The organism is Streptomyces sp. NPDC037401 (assembly GCF_055602345.1).
Genome location: NZ_JBVJWO010000011.1, coordinates 213114 through 238876, shown reverse-complemented (window position 1 = coordinate 238876; position 25763 = coordinate 213114). Strand labels below are relative to the sequence as shown.

The window sequence follows — 25763 nt, the reverse complement described above, 5'->3', positions numbered from 1 at the left end:
GCCGGCGGGTCATGCGCCCACCCACCCCTCCTCCTCCCGCCCCTCCCCCCCCCGGGGGGGGGGGGACCCCCCCCCCCCCCCCCCCGGGGCGCCCGCCCGGGCCGGCCGGGCCGAAGCCCCCCGGGGCCGTCGGTCCGGTGCTCCCCTTCAAGGAGCTGGGGCGTCCGCCCGGCGGCCCTCCGCCGCCCGACGATCCCGCGCCCGGGCGGCAGCCGGAGCCATCGGCTCCGCTCGGGCGGTTCCTCGCCAAGGCGGCCGCGGTCACCGCTGTGATGACCGCGGCCGGAGCCGTGCTCGGGCTCCTGCGCGACCAGACCATCGCGCACCTCTTCGGTGCGGGACCCGACAGCGACGCCTTCCTGATCGCGTGGACCGTCCCCGAGATGGCCTCGACGCTGCTGATCGAGGACGCGATGGCGCTGCTGATGGTGCCCGCCTTCAGCCACGCCCTGGCCCGCCGGGCCGCCTCCCGGGCGGGCCTGACCCGGCGCGAGGCGCGCGCCCAGGACCCCGTACGCCTGCTCGTCGGCGCCACCCTGCCGAAGCTGGCCGTCGTCCTGGCGGGCGCGGCCCTCATCCTGGTCATCGCCGCGCCGCTGGTGGTCGGCGTGCTCGCCCCGGGGCTGTCCGACCCGGCCCTGGCGATCCAGTGCACCCGCCTGACCGCCCTCACCGTGCTCACCTTCGGCATCGCGGGCTACTTCAGCGCCGGACTGCGCGCCCACCGCAGCTTCCTCCCGCCGGCCGCGATCTACGTGTCGTACAACGTCGGCATCATCGGCTCGATGCTCGCCCTGCACTCGGTGTGGGGCGTGCGGGCCGCGGCGGCCGGGGTGGCCGTCGGCGGCCTGCTGATGATCCTCGTCCAACTGCCCGGATTCATCCGCCACGTGGGCTTCGGCAACCCGCACGGACGGCAGGCCGCGCGCCACGAACGGGACCGGGACCGGCCCACCCTGCTCGCCTTCGGCATGCTCGCGCCCGTCATCATCTTCGCCGTCTGCCGCCAGTCGCAGGTGCTCGTCGAACGCTTCCTCGCCGCCTCCCTGGCCCCCGGGGCCATCTCGCACCTCAACTACGCGCAGAAGGTCGCGCAGATGCCGATGGTGCTCTCCCTGATGATCTGCACCGTCACCTTCCCCGTGGTCGCCCAGGCCATGGCCGGCGGAGAGCGGGAGAAGGCCCGCCGCCGCGTGGAACAGGACCTCGCCCTCGCCTCCCTCGCCGTCCTGATGGGCACCGCCTTCGTCATCGGCTACGCCCCGCAGATCATCCAAGTCCTCTTCGAGCGCGGCGCCTTCACCCCCCGGGACACCGCGGCCACCGCGAGCATCATGCGCGTCTACGCCGTGGGACTGCTCGGACACTGCCTGGTCGGCGCGCTCAGCAGGCCCTTCTTCTCCACTGCCAAGCCGACGTGGTTCCCCATGGGCGCCATGGCCGCCGGACTCGCGGTCAACATCGCGGCGGGGGCCTTCGCCGTGGGCTGGTGGGGAACGTACGGCATCGCCGCCGCCAACGCCGCCGGCATCTCCACCACCGCGGCCCTGCTCCTGCACGGCCTCGGCACCCGCGTCATCGCCATCCGGGTCCGCCGGGTCGCGATCAGCCTCGGCCGGCTCTCCGCCGCCGCCGCCGCGGCCACCGCCACCGGCTGGCTGGCCGGGCCGATGATCCCCAACTCCCTGCTCAGCGCGGCCCTCGGCTGCCTGCTGGTGCCCGTCATGTTCGTGGCGTCCGGGATGGCCATACAGGCCGTCGACGTCAGCTCCCTGCCCGCTCTCCTGACCCAGAGGTTCCGTCATGTCCGCTGACACGGCGACTGCTGGCGCCCCGCCCGCGCCCCGCTCCCGCGCCCCCAGGACCCCCTGGGTGCTGATGTACCACTCGGTGGCCGAGTTCACCGACCCCGCCGAGGACCCGTACGGCATCACCGTCACCCCCGCCGCCCTCGAGGACCAGCTGCTGTGGCTGCGCTCCCGCGGGCTGCGCGGAGTGTCCGTCGGCGAGCTGCGGGCCGCCCGCGCCGCCGGCCGGGGCGCCGGGCTGGTCGGGCTGACCTTCGACGACGGCTACACCGACTTCCTCGACGTCGCGCTGCCGTTGCTCCAGCGCCACGAGTGCACCGCCACCCTGTTCGTACTGCCCGGCCGGCTCGGTGCGGACAACGTGTGGGACCCGCTGGGCCCGCGCAAGGCCCTGCTCACCGCCGACGGCATCCGCCGCGTGGCCGCCGCCGGGCAGGAGATCGGCTCCCACGGCCTGCTCCACCAGGACCTCACCGCCGCCCCCGACGACGTCCTCGTCCACGAACTGAGCGGCAGCCGCGAGCGGCTGCGCGAGATCACCGGCACCGCGCCGGAGGGCTTCTGCTACCCGTACGGAACCATCGACGGCCGGGTCGTCGAGGCCGCCCGCACCGCCGGGTACACGTACGCCTGCGCCATCGAACCCGGCCGGCTCGCCGGCCCCCACGCCATGCCCCGCACCCACGTCAGCCAGGCCGACCGGGCCCTGCGGCTGCGCGTCAAACAGCTCCGGCACGGGCTGAAGTCCCTCCGGGGGGCCGGCCGGTGACGACGCTGAAGGCCCTGCACATCATCACGGGGCTGGGCGTCGGCGGAGCGGAACAGCAGCTGCGGCTGCTGCTGCGGCACCTCCCGATGCGCTGCGACGTGCTGACGCTCACCAACCCCGGTCCGGTCGCGGAGGGGCTGCGCGCCGACGGGGTGCGCGTGGTGAACCTCGGCATGCACGGCAACCGCGACCTGCGCGCGCTGCCCCGGCTGGTGAGGTTCATCCGCCGCGGCCGCTACGACCTCGTGCACACCCACCTCTACCGCGCCTGCGTGTACGGCCGGCTGGCCGCCCGGATCGCCGGGGTCGGCGCGACCGTCGCCACCGAGCACTCGCTCGGCGAGGCCGAGATCGAGGGCCGCCCGCTGTCCGGCTCGGTCCGCACCCTGTACCTGGCCAGCGAACGGCTCGGCGCGGCCACCGTCGCGGTCTCCGAGACGGTCGCCGCCCGGCTGCACGGCTGGGGAGTGCCGGCCGCCCGGGTGCACGTCGTACCCAACGGCATCGAGGCGATCCGCTTCCGCTTCGACCCGCAGGCCCGCGCCACCACCCGCGCCCGCAGCGGCCTGCCCGCCGACGCCTTCGTCGTCGGCGGCGTCGGCCGCCTCGTGCCCGGCAAGCGCTTCGACGTCCTCGTGCGGGCGGTCGCCGCGCTGCCCGGGGCGCGGCTCGTGCTCGCCGGGGACGGACCCGAACGGCCCGCGCTGCGCCGCCTCGCCGCAGAACTGGGCGCCGAGAGCCGCGTCCACCTGCTCGGCGAGCGGGACCCCCTCGGCGACAGCGCGGACGGCCGCACCCCCGGCATCCCCGCCCTGCTGTCGGCGATGGACGTCTTCGTCTCGCCGTCCCGGGAGGAGGCGTTCGGGCTCGCCGTGGTCGAGGCCCTCGCCGCCGGCCTGCCCGTCCTGCACGTCACCTGCCCCGCCATCGACGACCTGCCCGCCGACCAGGCCCCCGGGGCCCGCCGGATCGGCACCGGCACCGAAGAACTCGTGGCCGCCCTGCGGGCACACCAGGAGGCGGGCGCCCCGCGCCTGCCCCCGCCGCCCGTGGTCCGCCGCTACGACATCGCGCGCAGCGCCGAACGACTGCTCGACGTCTACGCGCACGCTCTGGCACCCGTCTCCCACCCCGCCCTCTCCACGAAGAAGTGAGCACGCACATGGCCGAGTCCGCCGCCGCCAAGTCCGCCGCGCCCCAGAACGGCACCCCCGTCTCCGACTCCCGGCGCGGCCGCAGAGGCCGCTCCCGGCTGGTCCCGCCGCCCGGCTGGTGGCCGCTGCCCGTGTGCGCGGTCCTGGGGCTCGCCGCCGGAGCGGCGTACGGAGTCCTCAAGGCGCCCGAGTACGCCGCCACCAGCTACGTGGTCGCCGTCCCCGACGAGACCACCGAACCGGCCACCGCGCTCGGCTTCTCGCAGGCCTACGCGCGCATCGCCACCAGTCAGACCACCCTCGCCTACGCCCAGCCGCGGTCCGGGATCAGCGCCCGCCAGCTGCGCACGCAGGTGCGGGCCGAGACCTCGCCGGAATCCCCGATGATCGCGATCACCGGCACCTCCGGGAAGGCGGCCGAGGCGGCCGACATCGCCAACGCCGTCGCCGACGCCCTGACCCTGAGCAGCAACCAGCAGGCCAAGAACACCGGTGTGCAGCTGATCCTGTTCAACCAGGCCGTCACCCCCAACGCGCCCGCCTCGCCCTCCGCGCCGATCAGCGGAGCCGTCGGCCTGTGTGCGGGCGGCCTGCTCGGTGGCCTCGTCGTGCTCGCCCGGCCGCGCCGCCGCCCCGGACGCGACGAACCCGCCGCCGCGGCCCCCGTCGAGACCGCCCCCGTCGAGACCGCCCCCGCCACCTACACCTCGGTGCCGTCCCCGGCCCAGGGCGATGCCGCCGAAGCCGCCGCGGTCGCCGCGGCGAAGGAGCCGGTGCGATGACCGCGTGCTCCACGGGGGCCCCCAGCGGGCCCCGGGAGCTGTCGGTGACCCTGTGCCGCGACCCCCGGCAGTTCGCCGCGCTGGAGGAGCCGTGGAACCGGCTGCTGCGCAACTGCCCGACGGCCACGCCCTTCCAGAGCCATGCCTGGCTGCACTCCTGGTGGCTCTCGTACGGGAAGGAGGGGCGGCTGCGGATCGTGCTGGTGCGGCGGTCCGGCGTGCTCGTCGGCGCGGCCGCCCTGATGCTCGTGCACCGGCCGCTGCCGCTGCTGGTGGCGCTGGGCGGAGGGATCACCGACTACTTCGACGTCCTGGTGGACGAGCGGTACGACGATGCCGTGCTGCCCGCGCTGGCCCAGGGCCTGTACCGGGCCGCGCGCGGGGCCGTGGTGGACCTGCGCGAGGTGCGTCCCGGAGCCGCGGTGGAGCGGCTGGCCGAGGTCTGGCCGGGCCGGGTGGACACGCTGGCGGACTCTTCCTGCTCGGAGTTCCCCGTGGTGCCGTTCGACGAGCTGGTCAAGCGGATGCCGTCCTCGGGCGCCCAGCGCACCCGGGCGAAGATCCGCAAGATCGACGCGCTCGGCATCGAGGAGCACCAGGTCTCGGAGCACGAGGTGCCGGACACCGTACGGACGATGCTGCGGCTGCACGAGAAGCAGTGGAAGGGGCGCGGGGTGACGCCCGAGCACCTCAAGCCGCGGTTCGCCGAGCACCTGACCCGCGCCACCCGGCGGATGGTCCGCAGCGGGGATGCGCGGCTGACCGAGTTCCGGCTGGAGGGGCAGGTGGTCGCGGCCACCGTGACGCTCTTGTCACCGGGGCTGAGCGGCGGCTATCTGTACGGCGCCGACCCCGGTCTGCGGGTGAAGAAGGTGGACGTGGCCACGATGCTGCTGCGCCACGAAGCACAGCACGCCCAGGCCGAGGGCCGGGGCGTGCTGAGCCTGCTGCGGGGCAACGAGCCGTACAAGCACCACTGGCGTCCCGACACCGTGGTCAACCGGCGCTTCCTGCTGGCCCGGTCCTCGCACCTGGCGCTGCTGCGGCTGCACGAGTCGCAGGTGACCGGGCGCGAGCGGGCGGTCAGCGCCCTCCGGGAGGCGCTGCCCGCCGCGCGCGACTGGCGGAACCGGATCAACGAGTGGCGTGCGGACGGTGCGAAGCTCTGATGGGTCACACCGTGCCGCGGGCCGCGTCGGCCGCCCTAGAAGGGCCAGTAGGTGTCTTCGTTCCAGTCGAACGTGACGCACACCTGCTTGCCGACGAGCTTGGACAGCCAGTCCCCGAGGTCCAGGGGGACGCACCATTCCCGCTGGTTCACGGGCGGCTGCGGCTGAGGCTGCGTCGGCGGCACGGACGGCTCGGGCGGCTCGGTCGGCTCGATCACGGGCGGCACGACCACCGGGGGCGTGACCACGGGAGGTGTGACCGCGGGGGGCGTCGGGGCGACGGGGCTGGGCGCGACCGGGCTCGGGGCCACCGGGCTCGGGACCGGCGGGAGGACCGGCGGCACCGAGACGCCCGGGCTGGGCGCCACCGGACTCGGGACCACCGGGCTCGGCTCGGGCCGGGGTCCGGGACGTACCGAGAGGGCGTCCCGGAACACCTTCGAGGACTGCGGGTTCTGCCCGCACTGCCACACGCCGTGCGGGCAGTAGTCCGTGATCGTGTGGTAGAGCGGCTTGTGCTCGTCGATCCAGGCGAGCATGCGCCGCATGTACTCGGGGTTGTCCCCGTGCCGGAACAGCCCCCACTCCGGGTACGAGATCCGCTTGCCGTGCGCCTTGGCGAAGTCCACGTGGAACCGGAGGCCGTACGGCTGGCTCACCTGCTCGTCGAAGGTCCGGCCGGGCGCCTGGTCGTACGAGTCCATCCCGATGATGTCGACCACGTCGTCGCCGGGGTAGCACGCGCTCCAGCCGATGGCGTCCGTACCGCGGTTCGGCGCGAAGTCGAACCGGAACTTCTGGCCGGGCACCGAGCGCATCGTCGTGACGATCCGCTTCCAGTACACCTTCCAGTTCTCCGGGTCGGGCGCGCACCGGTGGGTGTAGGTGATGCCGTTCATCTCCCAGCCCAGGACGATCACGGTGTCCGGGACGCCCAGGGAGACGAGCCGCTCGGCGAGCTTCTTGAAGTGCCGGTCGTACTGGCCCTGCGCGCCCTCCTTGATCAGCTGGGCCACCCGGTAGTCGGGGACGCCGGCCTCGTTGCGCTCCTGCATGGGCACGTTCAGCACGAACAGCCGGTCGTCCTCTGCCTTGCGCCACTCGGCCCACGCGTCGAGGAAGTCGGCCTTGCCCTCGATGTTCGACCAGAGGTCGCCGGGCAAGTACGTGTGCCCGACGCGCAGTTCGCGGCCCCCGAGCCAGCCGGACAGCTCCCTCATGCGGGCGACGCCGGGAGAGCCGTAGTGCAGATAGGCGCCCATGGCGACGTCCGAAGACCTGGTGGAACCGTCTTCGGGTGCCGCGAGCGCGGCGCCCGTGGCGAGCAGGCCGGCGGTCACTGCGCCGATGCAGGTGCCCGCCAGTCTGCGGCGTGGATTGGACATGGCGTCTCCTGAGCTTCCTGAATCGGTGCGCTTGGCAACGACGTTAGGCCGCAAATCCGACTAATGGCCTGTCCGGTGGTCTCGAGGTAGGCCATTCGCGACTTCGCTCCCCCTCCGCTTGGTCCGACTAGGTGAAAGACACCGTTTCCATGCACGTGTTTGCCACGGATGTGCCCGTCCTTCTGATCAGACTCGACCGGAATCCCTTTCACCACGGAACCCTCGGCGCCGTCAGGTCCCTTGGGCGCGCGGGCGTGGAGGTCCACGCCGTGGTCGAGGACGACGGCGGTCCGGTGGCCCGGTCGAGGTACCTGCGGGCGGCACACCGGGGCCCGGCGGGCGAGCCCACCCCCGAGGCGCTGACGGCCTGTCTCACGGGGATCTCCGAGCGGATCGGGCGGCCCGCCGTGCTCATCGCCATGGACGACCTGAGCGCGATCACCGTGGCCCGGATCGCCCCGCTCCTGACGGGCCGGTACCTGTGCCCGGATCAGGCGCCCGACCTGCCCGTGCTCGTGGCCGACAAGGCGGAACTCGCCGCGCTGTGCGCCCGGTGGGACATCGGGCACCCCGAGACCGTGGTCCCGTCGAGCGGAGCCGAGGCCGCCGGGGCCGCCTGGCGGCTGGGCCTGCCCGTGGTGGCCAAGTGGAGCCGGCCGTGGCTGCTGCCCGCCGGCAGCGGGCTGCGCAGCACCACCCTGATCGGCACGGCCGCCGAGGCGCGGGGGCTCTACGAGCGCAGCGCGGAGGCCGGCAGCAGGCTGCTGCTCCAGCAGTACCTGCCGGGCGGGCCGGACACCGACTGGTTCTTCCACGGCTGCTTCACCGGGCCGGGCCGGCCGCTGCTCGCCGGGTCCGGGCGCAAGGAGCTGTCCTGGCCCGTGCGCACCGGGCTGACCGCGGTGGGCCGCTGGCTGCCCGACCCGGCCGTCGAGCGGGCCGGGCTGCGGCTCGCCGAACGCCTCGCCTACCGCGGCATCCTCGACCTGGACTTCCGCCGCGACCCGCAGGGCACCCTGCGGCTGCTGGACTTCAACCCGCGTCCCGGAGCGCAGTTCCGGCTGTTCACCGACGCCGCCGGGCTGGATCTCGTACGGGCCCTCTACCTGGACCTGACGGGGCAGCAGGTGCCGTCGCCGGACGGCGGGCCGGGAAGGGTCTTCGTCGCCGAGAACTACGCCCTGCTGGCCGCGCTGAGCGCACCGCGGACGGTGGCGCGCCGGGGGCGGGGGCAGGTGGAGCCCGCGTGGTTCTCGCTGCGCGACCCGCTGCCGTTCCTCAGCATGGGCCTCGCCTTCGCGGGCCGGGGCGTCCACAAGGCGACGGCCCGGCTGTGGCGGTCGGTGCGCGGGTTTCCGGCGCAGGGCCGCCGCACGGCGCGGGCCGTCGTCCGCGCGCCCCGGCAGCGGGAGCGGGACCTGATGCCCTCCGCCTCCTCCGCCTCCTCCGCCCCCTCCGACCTCGGCCGGGAGAGCCCCGAGCGCGCCCCGGCCGCCCGGTGACCGCACCGAGCCCGATGCCCGACAGAGAGGGACGCGCATGACGTACATGGACGATCTCGTGGTGATCGGAGCGGGACCGTACGGGCTGTCGATCGGCGCGCACGCCGCCGGGGCCGGACTCTCCGTCAGGGTCCTCGGCCGTCCGATGGCCTCCTGGCGCGACCACATGCCCGAGGGCATGTACCTGAAGTCCGAGCCGTGGTCCTCGAACCTCTCCGACCCGCACGGGCAGCACACCCTCGCCGCGTACTGCGCCACCCGAGGGCTGGCCGCCGAACACGGGCGGCCGCTGCCGATCGGGACGTACGGCGAATACGGCATGTGGTTCGCCCGGCAGGCCGGCCCTGCGGTGGAGGAGCGTACGGTAACCGCGGTGAGCCCGCACGGCAACGGCTTCCGGACCACCACCGCCGAGGGGGACGTCCTGTTGTCCCGTACGGTCGCGCTGGCGGTCGGCGTGATGCCGTTCGTGCACTACCCGCAGGCCCTGCGGGGGCTCCCGCCCGGGCACGTATCGCACAGCAGCGGGCACCGCGACCTCGGCCGCTTCCGGGACCAGGACGTGACCGTGATCGGGGCCGGGCAGGCTGCGCTGGAGACGGCGTCCCTGCTCGCCGAGCTGGGGGCCCGGCCGCAGCTCGTGGCCCGCGCCGGGCGGATCGACTGGAACACCGTCCCGCAGCCCCTGGAGCGGCCGCTGCGGCGCGCCCTGCGCGAGCCGCACTCCGGGCTGGGCACCGGCTGGCGCAGCTGGGTCTGGTCCGAGCTGCCCTGGGCGGTGCGGCGGCTGCCCGCCCGGACCCGGGGGCGGATCGCCGCGACCGCGCTGGGCCCCGCGGGCGCCTGGTGGCTGCGGGAGCGGTTCGAGCGGCAGGTGCCGGTGCTCCTCGGGCACCGGCTGCACCGGGCGTTCCCGGTGGGCTCCCGGACCCGGCTGGGCCTGACCGCGACCGACGGCGAGACGGTCGTCCTCGACACCGCGCACGTCATCGCGGCCACCGGCTTCGTGCCGGACCTGGACCGGCTGGACCTGCTGGACGCCGGGCTGCGGGCCGCGCTGCGCCGGGTCGGGGACAGCCGGTCGCCCGAGCTGTCCGCGGGATTCGAGTCGTCGTACCCGGGCCTGTTCTTCGCAGGGCTGCTGACCGCTCCCTCATTCGGCCCTTCCATGCGATTCGTGCACGGTGCGGGCTTCGCGGCGGGGAGACTGGTGAGAGGAGTCCGTCGGCGTCTCGGTGCCGGCGGGCCGCTGCCGGGCCCTGCCGGCGCCGGCGACGGCACCGGCAGGACGGGGCTCGGCACCGGCTACCCGAAGTCGTCCATGCGGTGAGAGGGGTCGGCGATGAACCCGGAGCGGGCACAGGGCCGGGGGTGGGTGCGCATTCCCGCGAGCCGCGGGGAGCAGCGGCCCGCTTCCGTGCCGTACAGCGAACAGCAGGACCATTCCGCGATCTATCTGTCCCTCGTCAAGCGCTGGCGGGAGGCCGGGCGGACCCTTCCCGGGCATCCTGACGAGGAATGGGAGCGGCTGATCTCCCAGCCGTGCTGGCCCGGCCACTGAGAGAAGACCCTGCCGTCGGATCGGAGGTGTCCCATGAGCGAGGCGGAGCACGGGATCGGGCCGGGTGAACGGCTGGCCCTGAACCGCATGGGCAGTTTCGTCTGGGACCTGGACCGGGGGACGCTGGAGCTGGACGCCGGCGGGATGTCCGTGTTCGACCTGGCGGAGGGCGAGTTCGACGGGACCCCGGAAGGGCTCGGCCTGCGGGTCCCGGAGGACGACGGGCAGCGGCTCGCCGCGTCGGTCGAGGCGGCGCTGCAGGCGGGGGAGGGCTCGTACGGCTCGTACTTCACCGTGCAGCGGCGGGACGGCGAGGAGCAGTGGACGCACACGCAGGGGCGGATCCTGCGGGAGGCGGACGGGACGGCGCACCGCATCGTGGGCATCGTGCGCGACGCGACCGCCGAGCTGGCCCACTCCACGCTGCTGCGGAAGCTGGAGGCGGCGCGGGCCAAGCAGACCACGATCGTGCAGCGGACCACGGAAGCGCTGTCGCGGGCGGTGACCGTCGACGACGTGACGGCCACGCTGACCGGGGCGGGCGCCCTGGAGCGGCTGGGCGCGGACGGGCTCGCGCTGGGGCTGGTCGAGAACGGCACCATCAAGATCATCGCGCTGAGCGGTGAGACGCTGGAGGTCCTCAACGAGCGCAGGTTCACCCGGCTGGACGGCCAGCTGCCGCTGTCCCAGGCGGTCCTGACCCGGCAGGCACGTTTCGCCACCTCGCTCACCGCGCTCGGCGCGGAGTTCCCGCTGATCGGCCCGTACCTGGAGCGGATCCAGTACGACGCGGCCGCGTACCTGCCGCTGATCGCCCAGGCCAAGGCCATCGGCGGACTGGTGCTCTTCTACCGGCGGCGCAGCGAGTTCAGCCCGGAGGAGCGCAACCTCTGCCTGGGCCTCGCGGGCATCGTCGCGCAGTCCCTTCAGCGCGCCCTGCTCTTCGACCAGGAACGGGAGTTCGCGACCGGCCTCCAGGCCGCGATGCTGCCGCGCCGGATCCCCGAGATCACCGGCGGCGAGATCGCCGTGCGCTACCACTCGGCGTGGAGCGGACGGGAGGTGGGCGGAGACTGGTACGACGTCATCTCGCTGCCCCGGGACCGGGTCGGCATCGTCGTCGGCGACGTCCAGGGCCACGACACCCACGCCGCCGCGATCATGGGCCAGCTGCGGATCGCGCTGCGCGCCTACGCCGGCGAGGGCCACCCGCCCTCCACCGTCCTGGCCCGCGCCTCCCGCTTCCTGGCCGAACTGGACACCGAACGCTTCGCCACCTGCACGTACGCCCAAGTGGACCTGGAGACGGGCGGGGTGCGGGCCGTACGCGCCGGGCACCTGGGGCCCCTGATCCGGCACACGGACGGGCGTACCGGCTGGCCCAACCTGCGCGGCGGCCTGCCGCTCGGCCTCGCCTCGGTCTTCGAGCAGGAGGAGTTCCCCGAGACCCGGCTGGACCTGGTCCCCGGCGAGACGCTCGTGCTCTGCACGGACGGGCTGGTCGAGGAGCCGGGCACCGCCATCACGGCGGGCATGGACGCCCTCGCCCACGCGGTCCGCAGCGGCCCGCAGGGCGCCGGAGCGCTCGCCGACCACCTCTCCGACCGGCTCTGGGAGCGCTGGGGCTCCGGTGACGACGTGGCCCTGCTGGTGCTGCGGCGGGCCCCCGACCCGGGCACCCACCGGGCGCCGCGCATCCACCAGTACGTGCACCAGGCCGACCCCGAGGGGCTCTCGGAGGCCCGGTACGCCCTGCGCCAGGCGCTGCGCGACTGGGGGATGCACGCGCTCGCCGACGACGTGGAGCTGGCGGCGGGGGAGCTGCTGGTCAACGCGCTGCTGCACACGGACGGGGGAGCGGTGCTCACCATGGAGGTGCTGCCGGAGCCCGTCCGCCGGATCCGGCTGTGGGTCAAGGACCGCTCCAGCGTCTGGCCGCGGCGCCGGACGCCCGGCGAGGCGGCGACCACGGGGCGCGGGCTGCTGCTGGTGGACGCGCTGGCGGCGCACTGGGGCGTGGAGTCGCGGGGAGACGGCAAGGCCGTCTGGTGCGAGTTCGAGGCGCCCGTCGAGCCGTGAGCGGGTGCCCGGGGGTGACCGGACGGCTACGCCGAGTTGTGGCATCGCGCAGGCGGAGTGACCATCGGCCCATGGAAGAGAGCATGCGATGAGGTGGCTGGGCAAGGGGGCCGTGAAGGGGCTGGTGCTGTTCCTGCTGCTGGTCGCCGGGCTCCCCACGCTGGCCGCCTACACGGCGGGCCGGGCCCTGGGCGGACCCGGCTGCCGGTCGGTGGCCTACCTGTCGGTGGTCAGCGTCGCGCCCGAGTGCCGGTAGCGCGAGGGGACCAGACGGGACTTTGACGACACGACCTAGTGGCGGTCGTCGACGAGCAGGACGGCCTCCTCGCCGCCCGCCAGTGCGAGTGGCATGGGCAGGCCGCCGTCGACCTCCAGGGTCATCAGGCGGGCGTCGACCGCCGCCGGGCCGTCGTGGAAGCCGAGCCGCATCAGGCCGTCGACCGGCCCGCTGCTCGTCCACGCGTGCTCCTGCCCGTCGCACACCGCGTCCGTGCTGCCGAAGCCGAGCCGCTTCCCGTCCTGCTCCAGGCTGCTCGACACGAAGACCCTCCGAGAGGGTGACGGTTCGCTGCACCGGTAGGTCCCGGAAAGGGTGAGAGTTCCGTTCGGGGAGATGTACGCCTCCTCCTGTACGGAAATATCTCCGGTGAAGCCGTCGGCGGCTGCGGACGGGGTGAATGCGGCAGCCGCGGCGAGTGCGGCAAGGGCGAGGGCGGGAATGCGCATGTGATTCTCCGGTGTGTTCGCGATGGGGCGTCGGGGGTGCCGGGTGCGGCAGAGCGGCGGTTGAAACCGTCGAACCGAATTCTGCTGATCGCGCGGGCAGAACTCACTCGCAGTCACTCGTGTCGTTATGCGCATTTGCCCGTGCGGCCGCGTGAGGATGGCCGCACCACGCCCCGAAGGGACCCTCATGCGACCCCCCACGCGCCCCCTCATGCGTCACGCCGCCCCCCTCTCCCTCTCCCTGACCGTGCTGCCGCTGCTGCTGTTCGGCGCCGCCGGCTGCCAGAGCGCCGGCCCGGCGCACGACGACCGGCCCGCAGCCCCCGCACCCGCTCTCGCGTCCGCCGCCCCGCCCCGGGGCGACCGGGCGGCGGGCGCGGTGGACGCCGAGCAGCCCCCCGCCCCCGACGAGAAGCCGGGCAAGGCCGCGCGCCTCGGCGAGCCGGTCAGCCTGCACGGACGCGGGGTGGGCCGGCACCTGCAGGCCGTACTCGACGCGTACGTGGACCCCGCGGTCAGCGCCGACGCGGCCCACAAGCCCGCCGAGGGCAAACGGTGGGTGGGCGCCGCCATGGCGTTCGTCAACGTCGGCGGAGCGTCGTACGGGAAGCTCGGCCGGATGTGGGCCGTCGACGGCGAAGGCCGCCGTCACCCTGCGGTCCAGACCGGTTCGCTGACCACCGGAAAGCCGATCGTCTTCGGAACTCTGGACGTCGGGGAGCGGGTCGAGGGGTGGGTCGTGTTCGAAATTCCGGAGAACGTCCGCATCGTGCATCTCCAGTACCGGGACGGGAACATGCAGGCGAATTCCGGAGAGGGGTACTGGCACATCTAGAACGGTCTAGCCCGACCAGGTGAACGGCCGCGAAAGGCGCCCGGAAAAGAGCACTAGGGTGCGGCGCATGACATCGACTCACACCGAATCCTCCGCGTCGCGCGCCGCCCGGCTGGGCACCCTTTCCGTCCTCGCGTGGATCGGCGACCCCGAAGAGGGCCACGACGTCCCTTACCTGCTCGCGTACACCCTCGGCGACGGCGTGGGCGGGCCCGCAGGAAGCGAGGAGGCCGCCCGCGAGCTGCTCCAGGAGATCGGGCTGCCCATCGGCGACGAGGTGCTCGACGGCACCACGGGCACCGGGCTGCCGATCAGCGTGATCGTCGAGGCCGAGCAGGCGGCGCTGACCATGCCCGGCCTCAGCGCCCAGTGCTCCGCCCCGCCGGAGTGGGTCTCGGCGGCCGGCGAATCCGGGCAGGTGTACTTCCTGTTCGCCACCCGCCCGTGGCCCGAGGCCCAGCCGGGCCGGCCGGTGACCGCCGACATGCTCCAGGCCTTCGCGGGCAACGAGGCCAACCTGACCAGCAGCGCGCACATCGTGCTGCCGGTCACGCGGCTGCGCAAGTGAGGCCGTGACCGGGTGGCGGTGTTACCGGGTGACCGTATTACTGCGTGACCCGGGCCGCCGCGGCCCTGCACGACCGCGCCGTCCAGCGCCCCGTACCACCGGTCGCCGCCGGGCCCCCAGCCTGCCCGGCGGCGACCGGTCACGTGGTGAAGGTGAACTTCAGCGAGCGGACCCGGTTGTCGAAGTTCGAGCCCGCCAGATCGGGCAGGCCTACCGCCCGCAGGTCCCGGGGCCGGGTGAGCAGCTCCCGGAACAGCGCCTTCATCTCCTGCCGGGCCAGGTGCGCGCCCAGGCAGAAGTGCGGACCGCCACCCCCGAACCCGAGGTGGGGGTTGGGGCTCCGGGTGATGTCGAAGGCATCGGGGTCGGGCCCGAAGACCGCCTCGTCGCGGTTGGCGGAGGCGTAGTAGAGCACGACCTTCTCGCCGGGCCGGTACGTGTGCCCGCCGAGGGTGTGCTCGCAGGTCACCGTCCGCCGGAACTGGATGATCGGCGTCGAGTGGCGGATCATCTCGTCGACCGCGCCGTCCGCGTACTTCTCGAAGTCTCCGGCCAGCAGCTCGCGCTGGTCCGGATGGTCGGTGAGCAGGGCCAGCCCGTGGGTGATGGCGTTGCGGGTGGTCTCGACCCCCGCGACCATCAGGAGCGAGAAGAACGCGCCCAGTTGGCGGGCGCCGAGGGCCTGGCCGTCCACGTTGGCGCACACCAGAGCCGAGATGAGGTCGTCGGACGGGTTGCGGCGGCGCTCGCGTCCGATGCCCGCGACCATCCGCTGCATCCGGGCCAGCGCGCGCAGCCCGCGGCCGGGCATCCGCAGCCGGGCGGCGAGACCGCGCTCGACACCGATGTTCTCGGAGGCGTGGTTGACCCGGTCGGCGATCTCGGGGCGGTACCGCTCGGGGATCCCCATCATGTTGCAGATGACCTCCAGCGGCAGCCGGGAGGAGACGGCCGCGACGAACTCGTCCGGGCGCTGCGCCAGCATGTCGTCGACGATCCGGGCGGCCACCGCGTCGATGTCCCGCTCGGCCTCGGCGAGCAGCCGCGGTGTGAATGCGCGCTGCACGATCCGGCGCAGCTGGGCGTGGTCGGCGCCGTCCAGGTTCACCATCGAGTCGCCGAACAGGGCCCGGACCCAGCGGGCGGGCTCGGGGGTGGTCACGCCCGGGGCGCTGGCGAACACCTTGGGGAGGCGGCTGGCCTCCTGTACGTCCGCGTGCCGGACCAGGGCCCAGTGGCCTCGGCCGCGGCCCTCGTTCACGTACACGGGGGAGTCGAGGGCGCGCAGGCGGGCGAACGCGGCCAGCCGGTCGGCGGGGGGCAGCTGCCAGAACGCCGGGTCGGCCAGATCCGCCGTCCCGCCCGCCGCCGGGTCCTGCGCGGGGTCGTGTTCCCGTCCGTCTTGCCCCGGTTCCTGTGCCGGTCCTTGTGCCGGGATCCTCATGGCCGCACCTCTTCCTGTCGCCGGGCGTCATCCTCAGCGCTAGAACGCCGCCGGAAGGGGTGCGGCGGACCCGGGCGGCGAAGGTTCCCGCCATCGAGTGACAGGGCGGCGGTTTGCGGTTGACGTCCGGTGCGCCGCGTGCCGCGTGCCGCGTCCGGGGCGGGGGCGGGTCCTGCGCGGGGCGTCAGTGGACGGTGCCGCCGGAGCGGTGCACCAGCGTGACGCCCACCACGACCGTGAGTGCGGCCACCAGACCCGTCCACAGGACGGCGTACGACCCCGTGAACGTGCACGCCAGGACGGCGACGGCCGAGAGCGGGAGCACCAGCTGCTGCGCGAGGCCGCGCTTGAAGTGCCGCGAGTGGAGCAGCCACACGGTCAGCAGGAAGAGGGCGGCCGGGACGGTGACGGCGGCGTTCGCGGCCGTCGTGGAGATGTGGGCCTTGCCGATCGCCTGCTCGACGGCCACCTCGATGCCCGCCCCGATCGCCGCCGCGGAGCCGAAGACCAGGAAGTGCCCGTAACCCCAGGGGATGGCCTCGCGGTTGGAGCTCAGCCGCTGGTGCACCGGCACGGCGAAGTAGATCCACCAGGCCGAGAAGACCAGCAGCAGCCCGCCGGCCGCGATCGGCAGGAGCAGGTCGAGGGCCTCGTGCTCGTCCAGCGCGGACTGCACGGCGACGGTGGCCGCGGCGATCGTCTCGCCGAGCACGATGATCGTGAACAGCCCGTACCGCTCCGCGATGTGGTGCGCGTGCCACGGCGTCTGGTGCCCGCGTTCCGCGATCACCGGCACCATCAGCTCGGCGACCACCAGGACCAGGAACAGCCAGCGCTTCGCCCCCTCCGGCGCCCAGAGCAGGCCGACCCAGCCCGCCTGGCACACGACGAGCCCGGCGGCGTACGTCAGCGCGCAGCGCCGGGCCGGACCGGGCCCCTCCGCGGCGGCGGCGCGCAGCCACTGCGCCGTCAGGGCCACCCTCATGACGAGGTAGCCGAGGACGGCGACGGTCCAGTCGTTGTCGTTGAAGGCCCGGGGGATGCCCGCGGAGTACACGAGCACACCGGCGATCTGCACGAGGGTCGCCACCCGGTACGGCACGTCGTCCACGTCGTACGCGGAGGCGAACCAGGTGAAGTTCATCCACGCCCACCACACGCCGAAGAAGACGAAGAGGTAGCCCGTGATGCCGCTGCCGGGGTGGGACTCGGCGAGTGCGTGCACCAGCTGTTTGCCGGCCTGTGCCACGGCGACCACGAAGCACAGGTCGAAGAAGAGCTCAAGCGGGGTTGCCGCCCGGTGGCTCTCGGTGCGGCTGCGGGCGGTCATCGGTTGGTACGCCATCCGCCCAGCACAGCACGGGTGCGGCGGGCGGCAGGCGAGACGCGCGGCCGGCGGCGCGCGCGTGCCCCGGGCGGACTCTCCCCAGCCCCGGGCGGACTCTCCCCGACGGCCGGCGGGACCGCCGGTGGTGTGGCCTGCGGGACCTTGGCCCGTCGCCCACGCGACGTTCGCCCCTGACGCGGGCCCGGTCGCGAGGCGGAGTCTGGATAGGCAAGGACCCGTCTCCCCATCTCAACGTGTCAGGACACCTCATGAGTTCCGCCACGCAGGACGCGGTACGACCGCTCACCGACCGACCCGACCCGGCGCAGTACCGGCCCGGCCGCACCGTCACCGACTGGACCCCTGAGGACCCGTCCTTCTGGCGGACCACCGGGAAGAAGGTCGCCACCCGCAACCTGTGGATCGCCGTGCCGGCCCTGCTGGTGGCCTTCGTGGTCTGGCAGGTCTGGAGCATCACGGCGACGAACCTGAAGGACGTCGGCTTCGGCTTCAGCCAGTCACAGCTGTTCTGGCTGACGGCCGTGCCGGGCATCACGGGCGGCACCGCCCGGATCCTCTACACCTTCCTCGGCCCGATGATCGGCCAGCGCCGGTTCACGGCGATCTCGACGGTCGTCCTGGTCGTCCCGCTGCTGTGGCTCGGCTTCGCGGTGCAGGACCCGCAGACCCCGTACGGCGTGATGATCGCGATCGCCGCGCTCTGCGGCATCGGCGGCGCCAACTTCTCCTCCTCGCTGGCGAACATCGGCTTCTTCTACCCGAAGCAGGAGAAGGGCAACGCGACCGGCATCAACGGCGGCCTGGGCAACCTGGGGGTCTCCGTGGTCCAGCTGCTCACCCCGATCCTGATCACGTCGTCCGTGCTCGCGATCGGTGCGGGGCAGAAGAAGGCGAACGGCTCCGAGATCCACCTGCAGAACGCGGCGTTCGTGTGGGTGCCGGTGCTGGTGGTCCTGGCGCTGGTGGCCTGGTTCGGGCAGAACGACCTCAAGGTCGCCTCCACCCCCTTCAGCCAGCAGAAGATCATCTTCAAGCGCAAGCACAACTGGGTGATGACCTGGCTGTACGTGGGGACGTTCGGCTCGTTCATCGGCTTCGCGGCGGCCCTGCCGCTGCTGATCAAGACCACCTTCCCGGCGTACTCCGTGGCGACGTACGCGTGGATGGGCCCGGCGCTGGGCGCGCTGGCGCGCTGGGCGGGCGGCTGGATCGCCGACAAGCTGGGCGGTGCGCGGGTGACGATCCTGTCCTTCGCCGGAATGGCGGGCTCGATCATCGGTGTCATCAACTTCCTTCCGGCGGGCTCCTCTTCCGGGCACTTCTTCGGCTTCTTCTTCTGCTTCCTGTCGGCGTTCTTCTTCTCCGGCATCGGCAACGGCTCGACCTTCCGGCAGATCCCGGTGATCTTCCGGGGTCAGCACCTGAAGGGCCTCACGGAGGGCACCCCGGAGTACGCCGCCGCGCTGAAGCAGGCGGAGATCGAGTCGGGTGCGGTGACGGGGTTCACCGCTGCGATCGCCGCGTACGGCTTCTTCTTCATCCCGGCGATGTTCGCGAACTTCGCGGTGACGAGCGCGATGTGGGGCTTCGTGGCCTTCTACGCCAGCTGTGTGGTCGTGGCCTGGTGGTTCTACGCCCGCAGGGGTGCCGAGGCCCCCAGCTGACCGGTGCTCCTTCCGCCGTCTCCCCGTCCCCGTCCCGGTCCGTTCCCCGGGGCGGGGAACGGGTGCTTTCCGGGGTTTCTTGTGAACACATTCACAAATGCTCCAGGGGCCTAAGGCCTTCTCGAAGTGCCAGGTCGGCGGGGGTGTGGACGACGTGGGCGGGCATGCGTGGGGACCTTCGGGCCTCAGGTGGGGACCAATGCCGCGCCGGATGATCGATCAAAAGGAGTGCAATGGAGACAAGCAATGAGGCAACTCGGAAGGTGCGGGCGATGACTGTCACTCCTGCGGAAGCAACGGTGAACGGCGCGGCCTGGAAGGGCTTCAGGGGCGGACCGTGGCGCGACGCCATCGACGTCCGCGACTTCATCCAGCAGAACTACACGCCGTACGAAGGCGACGACTCCTTCCTCGCGGGCCCGACCGAACGCACCACCGCCGTGTGGAAGGCCATCACGGACAAGTTCCCGGAGGAGCGCGAGAAGGGCGTCCACGACGTCGCGTACGACATCCCGTCGACGATCACCGCCCACGCCCCCGGCTACATCGACCGCGACAAGGACCTGATCGTCGGCCTCCAGACGGACGCCCCGCTCAAGCGCGCGATCATGCCCAACGGCGGCTGGCGGATGGTGGCCGGAGCCCTGGAGACCTACGGCTACCCGGTCTCGGAGGAGCTGGAGAAGGTCTTCACCGACTACCGCAAGACCCACAACGCCGGCGTCTTCGACGCGTACACCCCCGAGATCCGCGCCGCCCGCAAGGCCGGAGTCGTCACGGGCCTGCCGGACGCCTACGGCCGTGGCCGGATCATCGGCGACTACCGCCGCGTCGCCCTCTACGGCGTCGACCGCCTGATCGCCGTCAAGAAGGAGGAGAAGGCCGGGCTCGACGTCCTGCCGGCGGGCCCCCGCCCGCTGGAGGAGACCATCCGGCTGCGCGAGGAGCTCTCCGAGCAGATGCGTGCCCTGGGCGAGCTCAAGGCGATGGCCGCGTCCTACGGCCACGACATCTCCGGTCCGGCCGCCACCGGCCGCGAGGCCGTCCAGTGGCTCTACTTCGCCTACCTCGCGGCCGTGAAGGAGCAGAACGGCGCGGCCATGTCGCTCGGCCGCACCTCCACCTTCCTCGACGTCTACCTCCAGCGCGACATCGAGTCCGGCCTCCTCGCCGAGGAGCAGGCCCAGGAGCTGGTGGACGACTTCATCATCAAGCTGCGCATCGTGCGCTTCCTGCGCACCCCGGAGTACGACGAGCTGTTCTCCGGCGACCCGACCTGGGTCACCGAGTCAATCGGCGGCATGGGCGAGGACGGCCGTCCGCTCGTCACCCGGACCTCCTTCCGCTACCTCCAGACCCTGTACAACCTCGGCCCGGCCCCCGAGCCGAACATGACGGTCTTCTGGTCGCCGCAGCTGCCCCAGGGCTTCAAGGAGTTCTGCGCCCGGGTCTCGATCGACACCTCCTCGGTGCAGTACGAGTCCGACGAGCTGATGCGCCCCCGCTTCGGCGACGACACCGCCATCGCCTGCTGCGTCTCCGCGATGCCGGTCGGCAGGCAGATGCAGTTCTTCGGCGCCCGTGTGAACGTCGCCAAGACCCTCCTCTACGCGATCAACGGCGGCCGGGACGAGAAGTCCGGCGCCCAGGTCGGCCCGGACACCGGCGCCGTCACCTCCGAGGTCCTCGACTACGACGAGGTCCTGGGAAAGTTCGACGAGCAGATGGAGTGGCTCGCGAACGTCTACGTCCACGCGTTGAACGTCATCCACTACATGCACGACAAGTACGCGTACGAGCGCATCGAGATGGCGCTCCACGACCGCGACGTGCGCCGCACGATGGCCTGCGGAATCGCCGGCCTGTCGGTCGCCGCCGACTCCCTCTCCGCCATCAAGCACGCCAGGGTCACCGCCCACCGCGACGAGACCGGCCTCGTCACCGACTACACCGTCGAGGGGGACTACCCGGCCTACGGCAACAACGACGACCGGGTCGACGACATCGCGGTGTGGGTGGTCGAGGAGTTCATGAAGAAGGTGCGCAAGCACCCGACGTACCGGGGCGCCGAGCACACCCAGTCCGTCCTGACCATCACCTCCAACGTCGTCTACGGCAAGAAGACCGGCAACACCCCCGACGGCCGCCGCGCCGGCGAGCCCTTCTCGCCGGGCGCCAACCCGATGAACGGCCGCGACAGCCACGGTTACGTCGCCTCGGCGCTGTCGGTCGCCAAGCTCCCGTACGAGGACGCCGAGGACGGCATCTCGCTGACCAGCACGGTCACCCCCGACGGCCTCGGCCGCACCCCCGAGGAGCGGATCGCGAACCTGGCCGGCGTGCTCGACGGCTACATGGCCGGCGACGGCTTCCACATGAACGTCAACGTCCTCAACCGCGACGTGCTCGAGGACGCGATGGAGCACCCCGAGAACCACCCGCAGCTGACCATCCGGGTCAGTGGCTACGCGGTGAACTTCGTCCGGCTGACCCGCGACCAGCAGCTCGACGTCCTGAACCGCACCTTCCACGGCTCGCTCTGAGAGCCCCCGCAGTCCGCGCGGCCCGCGGCCGGGCCTCGCCCCGGCCACGGGGCCGTGCGACACCAGGCCAGTCCTTCGGAACCCGGAAGCTGGAGCACCTGCCATGACCGTCCTCCTCGGCCCGAACCTCCCCGTCGGCCCCGCGGCCCCGGCGCCCTGCGCGACGTCCGCCCGTCCCGCGACCCCGGCAGCCGCAGCCACCCAGCGCCCGAGCGAGGGCTCGGTGCACTCCTGGGACCTGTCCACCGGAGTCGACGGCCCCGGTACCCGCTTCGTCACCTTCCTCTCCGGCTGCCCGCTGACCTGCCTGTACTGCCACAACCCCGACACCTGGCGGATGCGGGCCGGCAAGCGCACCTCGGCCGACGACGTCATCGCCGAGGCCCGCAAGTACACGCGGTTCATCGCCGCCTCGGGCGGCGGCGCCACCCTCTCCGGCGGCGAGCCGTTGCTCCAGCCGGTCTTCGCGGGCGAACTGCTGCACCGGATGAAGCACGAACTGGGCCTCCACACCGCCCTCGACACCTCCGGCTTCCTCGGCGCCCGCGCCACCGATGCCCTGCTGCGCGACGTGGACCTCGTCCTCCTCGACATCAAGTCCTGGGACCGCGAGACCTACCGCAAGGTCACCGGCCGCCCGCTCCAGCCCACCCTGGACTTCGCCCGGCGCCTGGCCGGCCTCGGGAAGGAAGTGCACCTGCGGTTCGTGCTGGTCCCCGGCCTGACCGACGCCCCGGACAACGTCGACGGCGTGGCCCGCTTCGCCGGCTCCCTCGGCAACGTCTCCCGCGTCGACGTCCTCCCCTTCCACAAGCTGGGCGAGGGCAAGTGGCAGGCCCTCGACATGAACTTCACCCTTCACGGCACACCGTCCCCGACCCCGCAGCAGGTCGCGGAGGCGAAGGCGGTCTTCGCGGCACAGGGCCTGACTGCCGTCTGATCATCCGATCGGAGTACCCGTAAGATCCATATAACGGGCCGAAACGGTACAGGCCACCTAGCGTGGTCCTGTGTCCGAGCCCTCAGAAGCAGTCGCCGCCGCACCGCCTCCGGTGCCGTCCCAGCCGCCGCCGGCCGGCCGCTCCGTCACCGCACGGGCCGCCATGGCCGGCACCGCCGTATCCCTCCTGCTCGTCATCGCCATCGTGCTGGGCAGCCGACTCCTGCGGGACTTCGACTCGGCCCTGCTGCCGTACGCCGTCGCGACGGTCTTCCTCGCCTTCGGAGTCACCTACCGCTATACGGTGTGGGTCTCCGCCCCCGGTGCACGGCGGCTGTTCAAGAAGGGCTTCGGCAGCCTCTTCTCGGCGGCCAACTTCCGCAAGGCACCCACTGCCCTGCCGAAGATGATCGCCACCTACCTGGGCTTCCAGAAGTTCCTCGGCGCCCGCTCGCACGCCCGCTGGGCCGCCCATCAGATGATCTTCTGGGGCTGCATCCTGGCCGCGCTGATCACCTTCCCGCTCACCTGGGGCTGGTTCACCTTCACCTCGGGCAGCGGCTCCGGACCCGGATACGAGATGCGGATCTGGGGCATCAAGGTGCTCGGCTTCGACTCGCTGAACGTCCTCGGCTGGCTGATGTTCCACGGCCTGGACGTCGCCGCCGTCCTGGTCATCCCCGGCGCCTCGTACTTCCTGTGGCGCCGGATGAAGGACCGCGGTGCCATCACGGGCCAGCGGTTCGCCTACGACCTGCTGCCGCTGATCCTGCTGATCGTCATCTCCGTGACGGGACTCCTCCTCACCTTCTCGTCGATCTTCCTGCACGGCGGCGGGTACGAGTTCCTGGCGATCCTGCACATGGTCTCGGTCGTCTTCACCCTCATCTACATCCCCTTCGGGAAGTTCTTCCACATCGTCCAGCGGCCCGCCGCCGTCGGCATGCAGCTGTTCAAGTACACGGCCCGCCAGGACGAACAGGTCTTCGCCTGCAAGCGCTGCGGCGAGCCCGTCGACACCGCGCCGTACGTGGAGAACCTGCGCGGCACCATGCGCGACCTGAAGCTCGACTTCGACGAATGGGCCGAGTACTGCCCCCGCTGCAAGCGCGTGCTGCGCGGCAACGCCTACCTCAGCCACGTCAAGAAGGGCTTCAAGTGACCGCCGCCCTCCAGTCGCCGCCCCCGTCACAGCCCCTCCCCATCGACCCCTCCATCGCCCCGCCCGGGACCCGCAACTTCCGTGATGCGGGCGGGATCCCCGCCGACCAGTGGCACGCCGACCAGAACGGCGAGACGCTCGTCCCCACCCACTGCTGCTTCTGCGGCGTCCAGTGCGGCATGTACCTCCGCGTCGACCGCGGCGGCAAGGTCTTCGGCGTCGAACCCCGCAACCACGACATCAACCGGATGCGGCTGTGCCCCAAGGGCATCAACGCCTACCAGCAGGTCAACCACCCCGACCGGCTCACCAGTCCGCTGCTGCGCCGCTCCCGCGACGAACCCTTCCGCGAGGCCTCCTGGGACGAGGCGCTCGACTTCACTGTCTCCGAGGTCAAACGCATCCAGGAGCAGTACGGGCGTGACGCCTTCGGGATGCTCGGTGGCGCGAGCCTCTTCTCCGAGAAGACGTATCTCGTGGGGAAGTTCGCCCGCGTCGCGCTCAAGACCCGGCACGTGGACTACAACGGCCGGCTGTGCATGGTCAGCGCCGCGGGCGCGAACAAGCTCGCCTTCGGCATCGACCGGGCCGGGAACCCCTTCTCCGACATCCTCCTCAGCGACTGCCTGCTGATCGCCGGGTCGAACGTGGGCGAGTGCTTCCCCGTGATGACCCAGTACCTGTGGGGAGCCCGGGACCGGGGGGCCACCCTGATCGTGGTGGACCCGCGCGAGACCGCCATCGCCCGCACCGCCGACATCCACGTCGCCCTCAAGCCCGGCACCGACGCCGCCTTCTTCAACGCCGTCCTGCACGTGGTGGTCAAGGAGGGCCTGGACGACGAGGCGTACGTCGGCGCCCACACCACCGGCTGGGAGGAGGTCCGCGACAAGGTCGCCGAGTACCCGCCCGAGCGCGCCGCCGGGATCTGCGGGATCCCCGCCGAGCAGATCGTCCAGGTCGCCCGGACCTTCGCCGGCGCCGAGAGGGCGATGGCCTGGCACGCCCGGGGCATCGAGCACCACTCCCAGGGCGTCGAGAACTGCCTCACCGTCATCAACCTGTGCGTCGCCACCGGCAACATCGGCAAGCCCGGCGCCGGATACGGCACCATCACCGGCCAGGGCAACGGCCAGGGCGGCCGTGAACACGGCCAGAAGGCCGACCTCCTCCCCGGCGGCCGCTCGATCACGAACGAGGAGCACCGCCGGCAGATCTGCGAGATCTGGGGCATCGAGGAGTCCGAGCTCCCGCCCGCCGGCACCTCCATGATGGAAATGGTCTGGCAGATGCAGCGCCGCGAGATCCGCGGCCTGATCGGCGTCTGCAACAACCCCTTCGTCTCGCTGCCCAACTACGCAGTGGTCAAAGAGGGGTACGACGCCACGGAGTTCCACGCCCAATTCGACTTCTTCCTTTCCGAAACCGCGGCCAACGCCCACGTGGTCTTCCCCGTCACCACCTGGGCCGAGGACGAAGGCGTGATGGCCAACGCCGAAGCCCGGGTGGTCAAGCACAACAAGGCCCAGGAGCCGCCCTCCGGCGTCCGCACCGACACCTGGGTGCTCTGCGAACTCGCCAAGCGCCTCGGTGCGGGGGACAAGTTCGACTTCCCCGGCTCCCGCGAGGTGTTCGAGGAGCTGCGCATCGCCTCGGCGGGAACCGTCAACGACTACTACGGCATCACCTACGACCGGCTGGAGGAGACCGGCGGCCTCGCCTGGCCCTGCCCCTCCGTCGACCACCCGGGCACCCCCCGGCTGTTCGAGGACGGGAAGACCTACCACCCCGACGGCAAGATCCACCTGCAGGTCGTCGAATGGCATCCGCCGATGGACGCCTACACCGAGGAGTTCCCCCTCTCGCTCACCACCGGGCGCACCGTCGCGCACTTCCTCTCCGGCAACCAGACCCGCCGCCTGGGCGCACTGGTCGAACAGACCCCGCGCCCCTGGGTCGAGGTCCACCCCTCGCACGGCTTCCGCAACGGCGACCCCGTGCGCGTCGTCACCCGCCGCGGCAGCGAGGTGTTCCCCGCCCTGGTCACCGAGGCCATCCGCCCCGACACCGTCTTCATCCCCTACCACTGGCCCGTCCCGACGTCCGCGAACGCCCTGACGATCGATGCCCTCGACCCCCGTTCGAAGATCCCGGAGTACAAGGTCTGCGCCGCCCGGATCGAAGCGGCGGAACGGGTCGACGAGGTACCCCCGCCGCCCACGGCCCCCGGTCGCGAGGCCTACCCGGAGACCCAGGTGTCCCGCACCGACCCCCTGCCGCCCACGTCCTCGCAGGGCCGTGGCACGGCAGAGAGGAGCTGAGCC

The 25763-nt window shown here is 72.4% G+C and carries 21 protein-coding genes; 17 read left to right on the top strand and 4 right to left on the bottom strand.

The window, feature by feature from the left end:
* The first annotated feature begins 11 nt into the window (after nt 1–11).
* The 5 genes from murJ to ACZ7H1_RS14450 are packed head-to-tail and all read left to right on the top strand — an operon-like array spanning nt 12 to nt 5682.
* The gene (gene murJ / locus ACZ7H1_RS14470; protein ID WP_470786656.1) at nt 12–1814 is read left to right on the top strand and encodes a murein biosynthesis integral membrane protein MurJ; all 1803 of its coding nucleotides are present in this window, start codon (nt 12–14) and stop codon (nt 1812–1814) included.
* Nucleotides 1804–2577: a polysaccharide deacetylase family protein gene (locus tag ACZ7H1_RS14465; RefSeq protein WP_470786619.1), complete on the top strand. Its 774-nt coding sequence runs from the start codon at nt 1804–1806 to the stop codon at nt 2575–2577. The genes murJ and ACZ7H1_RS14465 overlap by 11 nt, the downstream gene beginning before the upstream one ends.
* 5 nt (nt 2578–2582) lie before the next feature.
* A complete protein-coding gene (locus ACZ7H1_RS14460) occupies nt 2583–3731 on the top strand; it encodes a glycosyltransferase (RefSeq protein WP_470786655.1) in 1149 nt (382 codons plus the stop codon).
* An 8-nt stretch (nt 3732–3739) separates the two neighbouring features.
* A complete protein-coding gene (locus ACZ7H1_RS14455) occupies nt 3740–4513 on the top strand; it encodes a YveK family protein (RefSeq protein ID WP_470786617.1) in 774 nt (257 codons plus the stop codon).
* Nucleotides 4510–5682 (top strand): GNAT family N-acetyltransferase, encoded by a 1173-nt coding sequence (locus tag ACZ7H1_RS14450; RefSeq protein WP_470786615.1) that lies wholly within the window; start codon nt 4510–4512, stop codon nt 5680–5682. The genes ACZ7H1_RS14455 and ACZ7H1_RS14450 overlap by 4 nt, the downstream gene beginning before the upstream one ends.
* Nucleotides 5683–5717: 35 nt before the next feature.
* On the opposite strand, the gene ACZ7H1_RS14445 is transcribed toward ACZ7H1_RS14450, so the two are convergent.
* The gene (locus ACZ7H1_RS14445; protein ID WP_470786613.1) at nt 5718–7067 is read right to left on the bottom strand and encodes a glycoside hydrolase family 26 protein; all 1350 of its coding nucleotides are present in this window, start codon (nt 7065–7067) and stop codon (nt 5718–5720) included.
* A 254-nt stretch (nt 7068–7321) separates the two neighbouring features.
* Here ACZ7H1_RS14445 and ACZ7H1_RS14440 point away from each other — a divergent pair, with 254 nt between their 5' ends.
* The 5 genes from ACZ7H1_RS14440 (at nt 7322) to ACZ7H1_RS14420 (ending at nt 12465) form a co-directional block, all read left to right on the top strand.
* A complete protein-coding gene (locus ACZ7H1_RS14440; RefSeq protein WP_470786611.1) occupies nt 7322–8569 on the top strand; it encodes a carboxylate--amine ligase in 1248 nt (415 codons plus the stop codon).
* A 46-nt stretch (nt 8570–8615) separates the two neighbouring features.
* Complete coding sequence (locus ACZ7H1_RS14435) at nt 8616–9899, top strand: NAD(P)-binding domain-containing protein (RefSeq protein WP_470786653.1); 1284 nt, start codon at nt 8616–8618, stop codon at nt 9897–9899.
* Between the two features lie 12 nt (nt 9900–9911).
* Nucleotides 9912–10130: a hypothetical protein gene (locus ACZ7H1_RS14430; RefSeq protein WP_470786609.1), complete on the top strand. Its 219-nt coding sequence runs from the start codon at nt 9912–9914 to the stop codon at nt 10128–10130.
* A gap of 33 nt (nt 10131–10163) precedes the next feature.
* Nucleotides 10164–12209 (top strand): SpoIIE family protein phosphatase, encoded by a 2046-nt coding sequence (locus ACZ7H1_RS14425; protein WP_470786607.1) that lies wholly within the window; start codon nt 10164–10166, stop codon nt 12207–12209.
* 88 nt (nt 12210–12297) lie between these two features.
* A complete protein-coding gene (locus ACZ7H1_RS14420; RefSeq protein WP_470786606.1) occupies nt 12298–12465 on the top strand; it encodes a hypothetical protein in 168 nt (55 codons plus the stop codon).
* A gap of 35 nt (nt 12466–12500) precedes the next feature.
* Here ACZ7H1_RS14420 and ACZ7H1_RS14415 read toward each other — a convergent pair whose 3' ends face one another.
* The gene (locus ACZ7H1_RS14415) at nt 12501–12935 is read right to left on the bottom strand and encodes a DUF6299 family protein (RefSeq protein WP_470786604.1); all 435 of its coding nucleotides are present in this window, start codon (nt 12933–12935) and stop codon (nt 12501–12503) included.
* Between the two features lie 211 nt (nt 12936–13146).
* On the opposite strand from ACZ7H1_RS14415, the gene ACZ7H1_RS14410 reads away from it, so the two are divergent.
* On the top strand, nt 13147–13770 hold the full coding sequence (locus ACZ7H1_RS14410; RefSeq protein ID WP_470786602.1) for a DUF4352 domain-containing protein: 624 nt from the start codon (nt 13147–13149) through the stop codon (nt 13768–13770).
* Nucleotides 13771–13837: 67 nt separating this feature from the next.
* Nucleotides 13838–14338, top strand: a complete 501-nt coding sequence (locus ACZ7H1_RS14405; RefSeq protein ID WP_470786600.1) for a DUF5949 family protein — start codon at nt 13838–13840, stop codon at nt 14336–14338.
* 139 nt (nt 14339–14477) lie between these two features.
* Here ACZ7H1_RS14405 and ACZ7H1_RS14400 read toward each other — a convergent pair whose 3' ends face one another.
* Entirely contained in the window at nt 14478–15782 is a 1305-nt protein-coding gene (locus tag ACZ7H1_RS14400; protein ID WP_470786598.1) for a cytochrome P450, read from the bottom strand.
* 184 nt (nt 15783–15966) lie between these two features.
* Nucleotides 15967–17127 (bottom strand): low temperature requirement protein A, encoded by a 1161-nt coding sequence (locus ACZ7H1_RS14395; RefSeq protein ID WP_470786596.1) that lies wholly within the window; start codon nt 17125–17127, stop codon nt 15967–15969.
* A 251-nt stretch (nt 17128–17378) separates the two neighbouring features.
* Between ACZ7H1_RS14395 and ACZ7H1_RS14390 the strand changes: the two genes are divergently transcribed.
* The 5 genes from ACZ7H1_RS14390 to ACZ7H1_RS14370 all read left to right on the top strand — a co-directional run bounded on the left by ACZ7H1_RS14390 (nt 17379) and on the right by ACZ7H1_RS14370 (nt 25760).
* Complete coding sequence (locus tag ACZ7H1_RS14390; protein WP_470786595.1) at nt 17379–18794, top strand: MFS transporter; 1416 nt, start codon at nt 17379–17381, stop codon at nt 18792–18794.
* A 272-nt stretch (nt 18795–19066) separates the two neighbouring features.
* Nucleotides 19067–21337 (top strand): formate C-acetyltransferase, encoded by a 2271-nt coding sequence (pflB, locus tag ACZ7H1_RS14385; RefSeq protein WP_470786594.1) that lies wholly within the window; start codon nt 19067–19069, stop codon nt 21335–21337.
* Nucleotides 21338–21440: 103 nt separating this feature from the next.
* Nucleotides 21441–22277: a pyruvate formate-lyase-activating protein gene (pflA, locus tag ACZ7H1_RS14380; RefSeq protein WP_470786593.1), complete on the top strand. Its 837-nt coding sequence runs from the start codon at nt 21441–21443 to the stop codon at nt 22275–22277.
* A gap of 70 nt (nt 22278–22347) precedes the next feature.
* The gene (locus ACZ7H1_RS14375) at nt 22348–23439 is read left to right on the top strand and encodes an MFS transporter (RefSeq protein WP_470786592.1); all 1092 of its coding nucleotides are present in this window, start codon (nt 22348–22350) and stop codon (nt 23437–23439) included.
* Nucleotides 23436–25760: a molybdopterin oxidoreductase family protein gene (locus tag ACZ7H1_RS14370; RefSeq protein WP_470786591.1), complete on the top strand. Its 2325-nt coding sequence runs from the start codon at nt 23436–23438 to the stop codon at nt 25758–25760. Before ACZ7H1_RS14375 ends, ACZ7H1_RS14370 begins: the two co-directional genes overlap by 4 nt.
* Nucleotides 25761–25763: the final 3 nt, after the last annotated feature.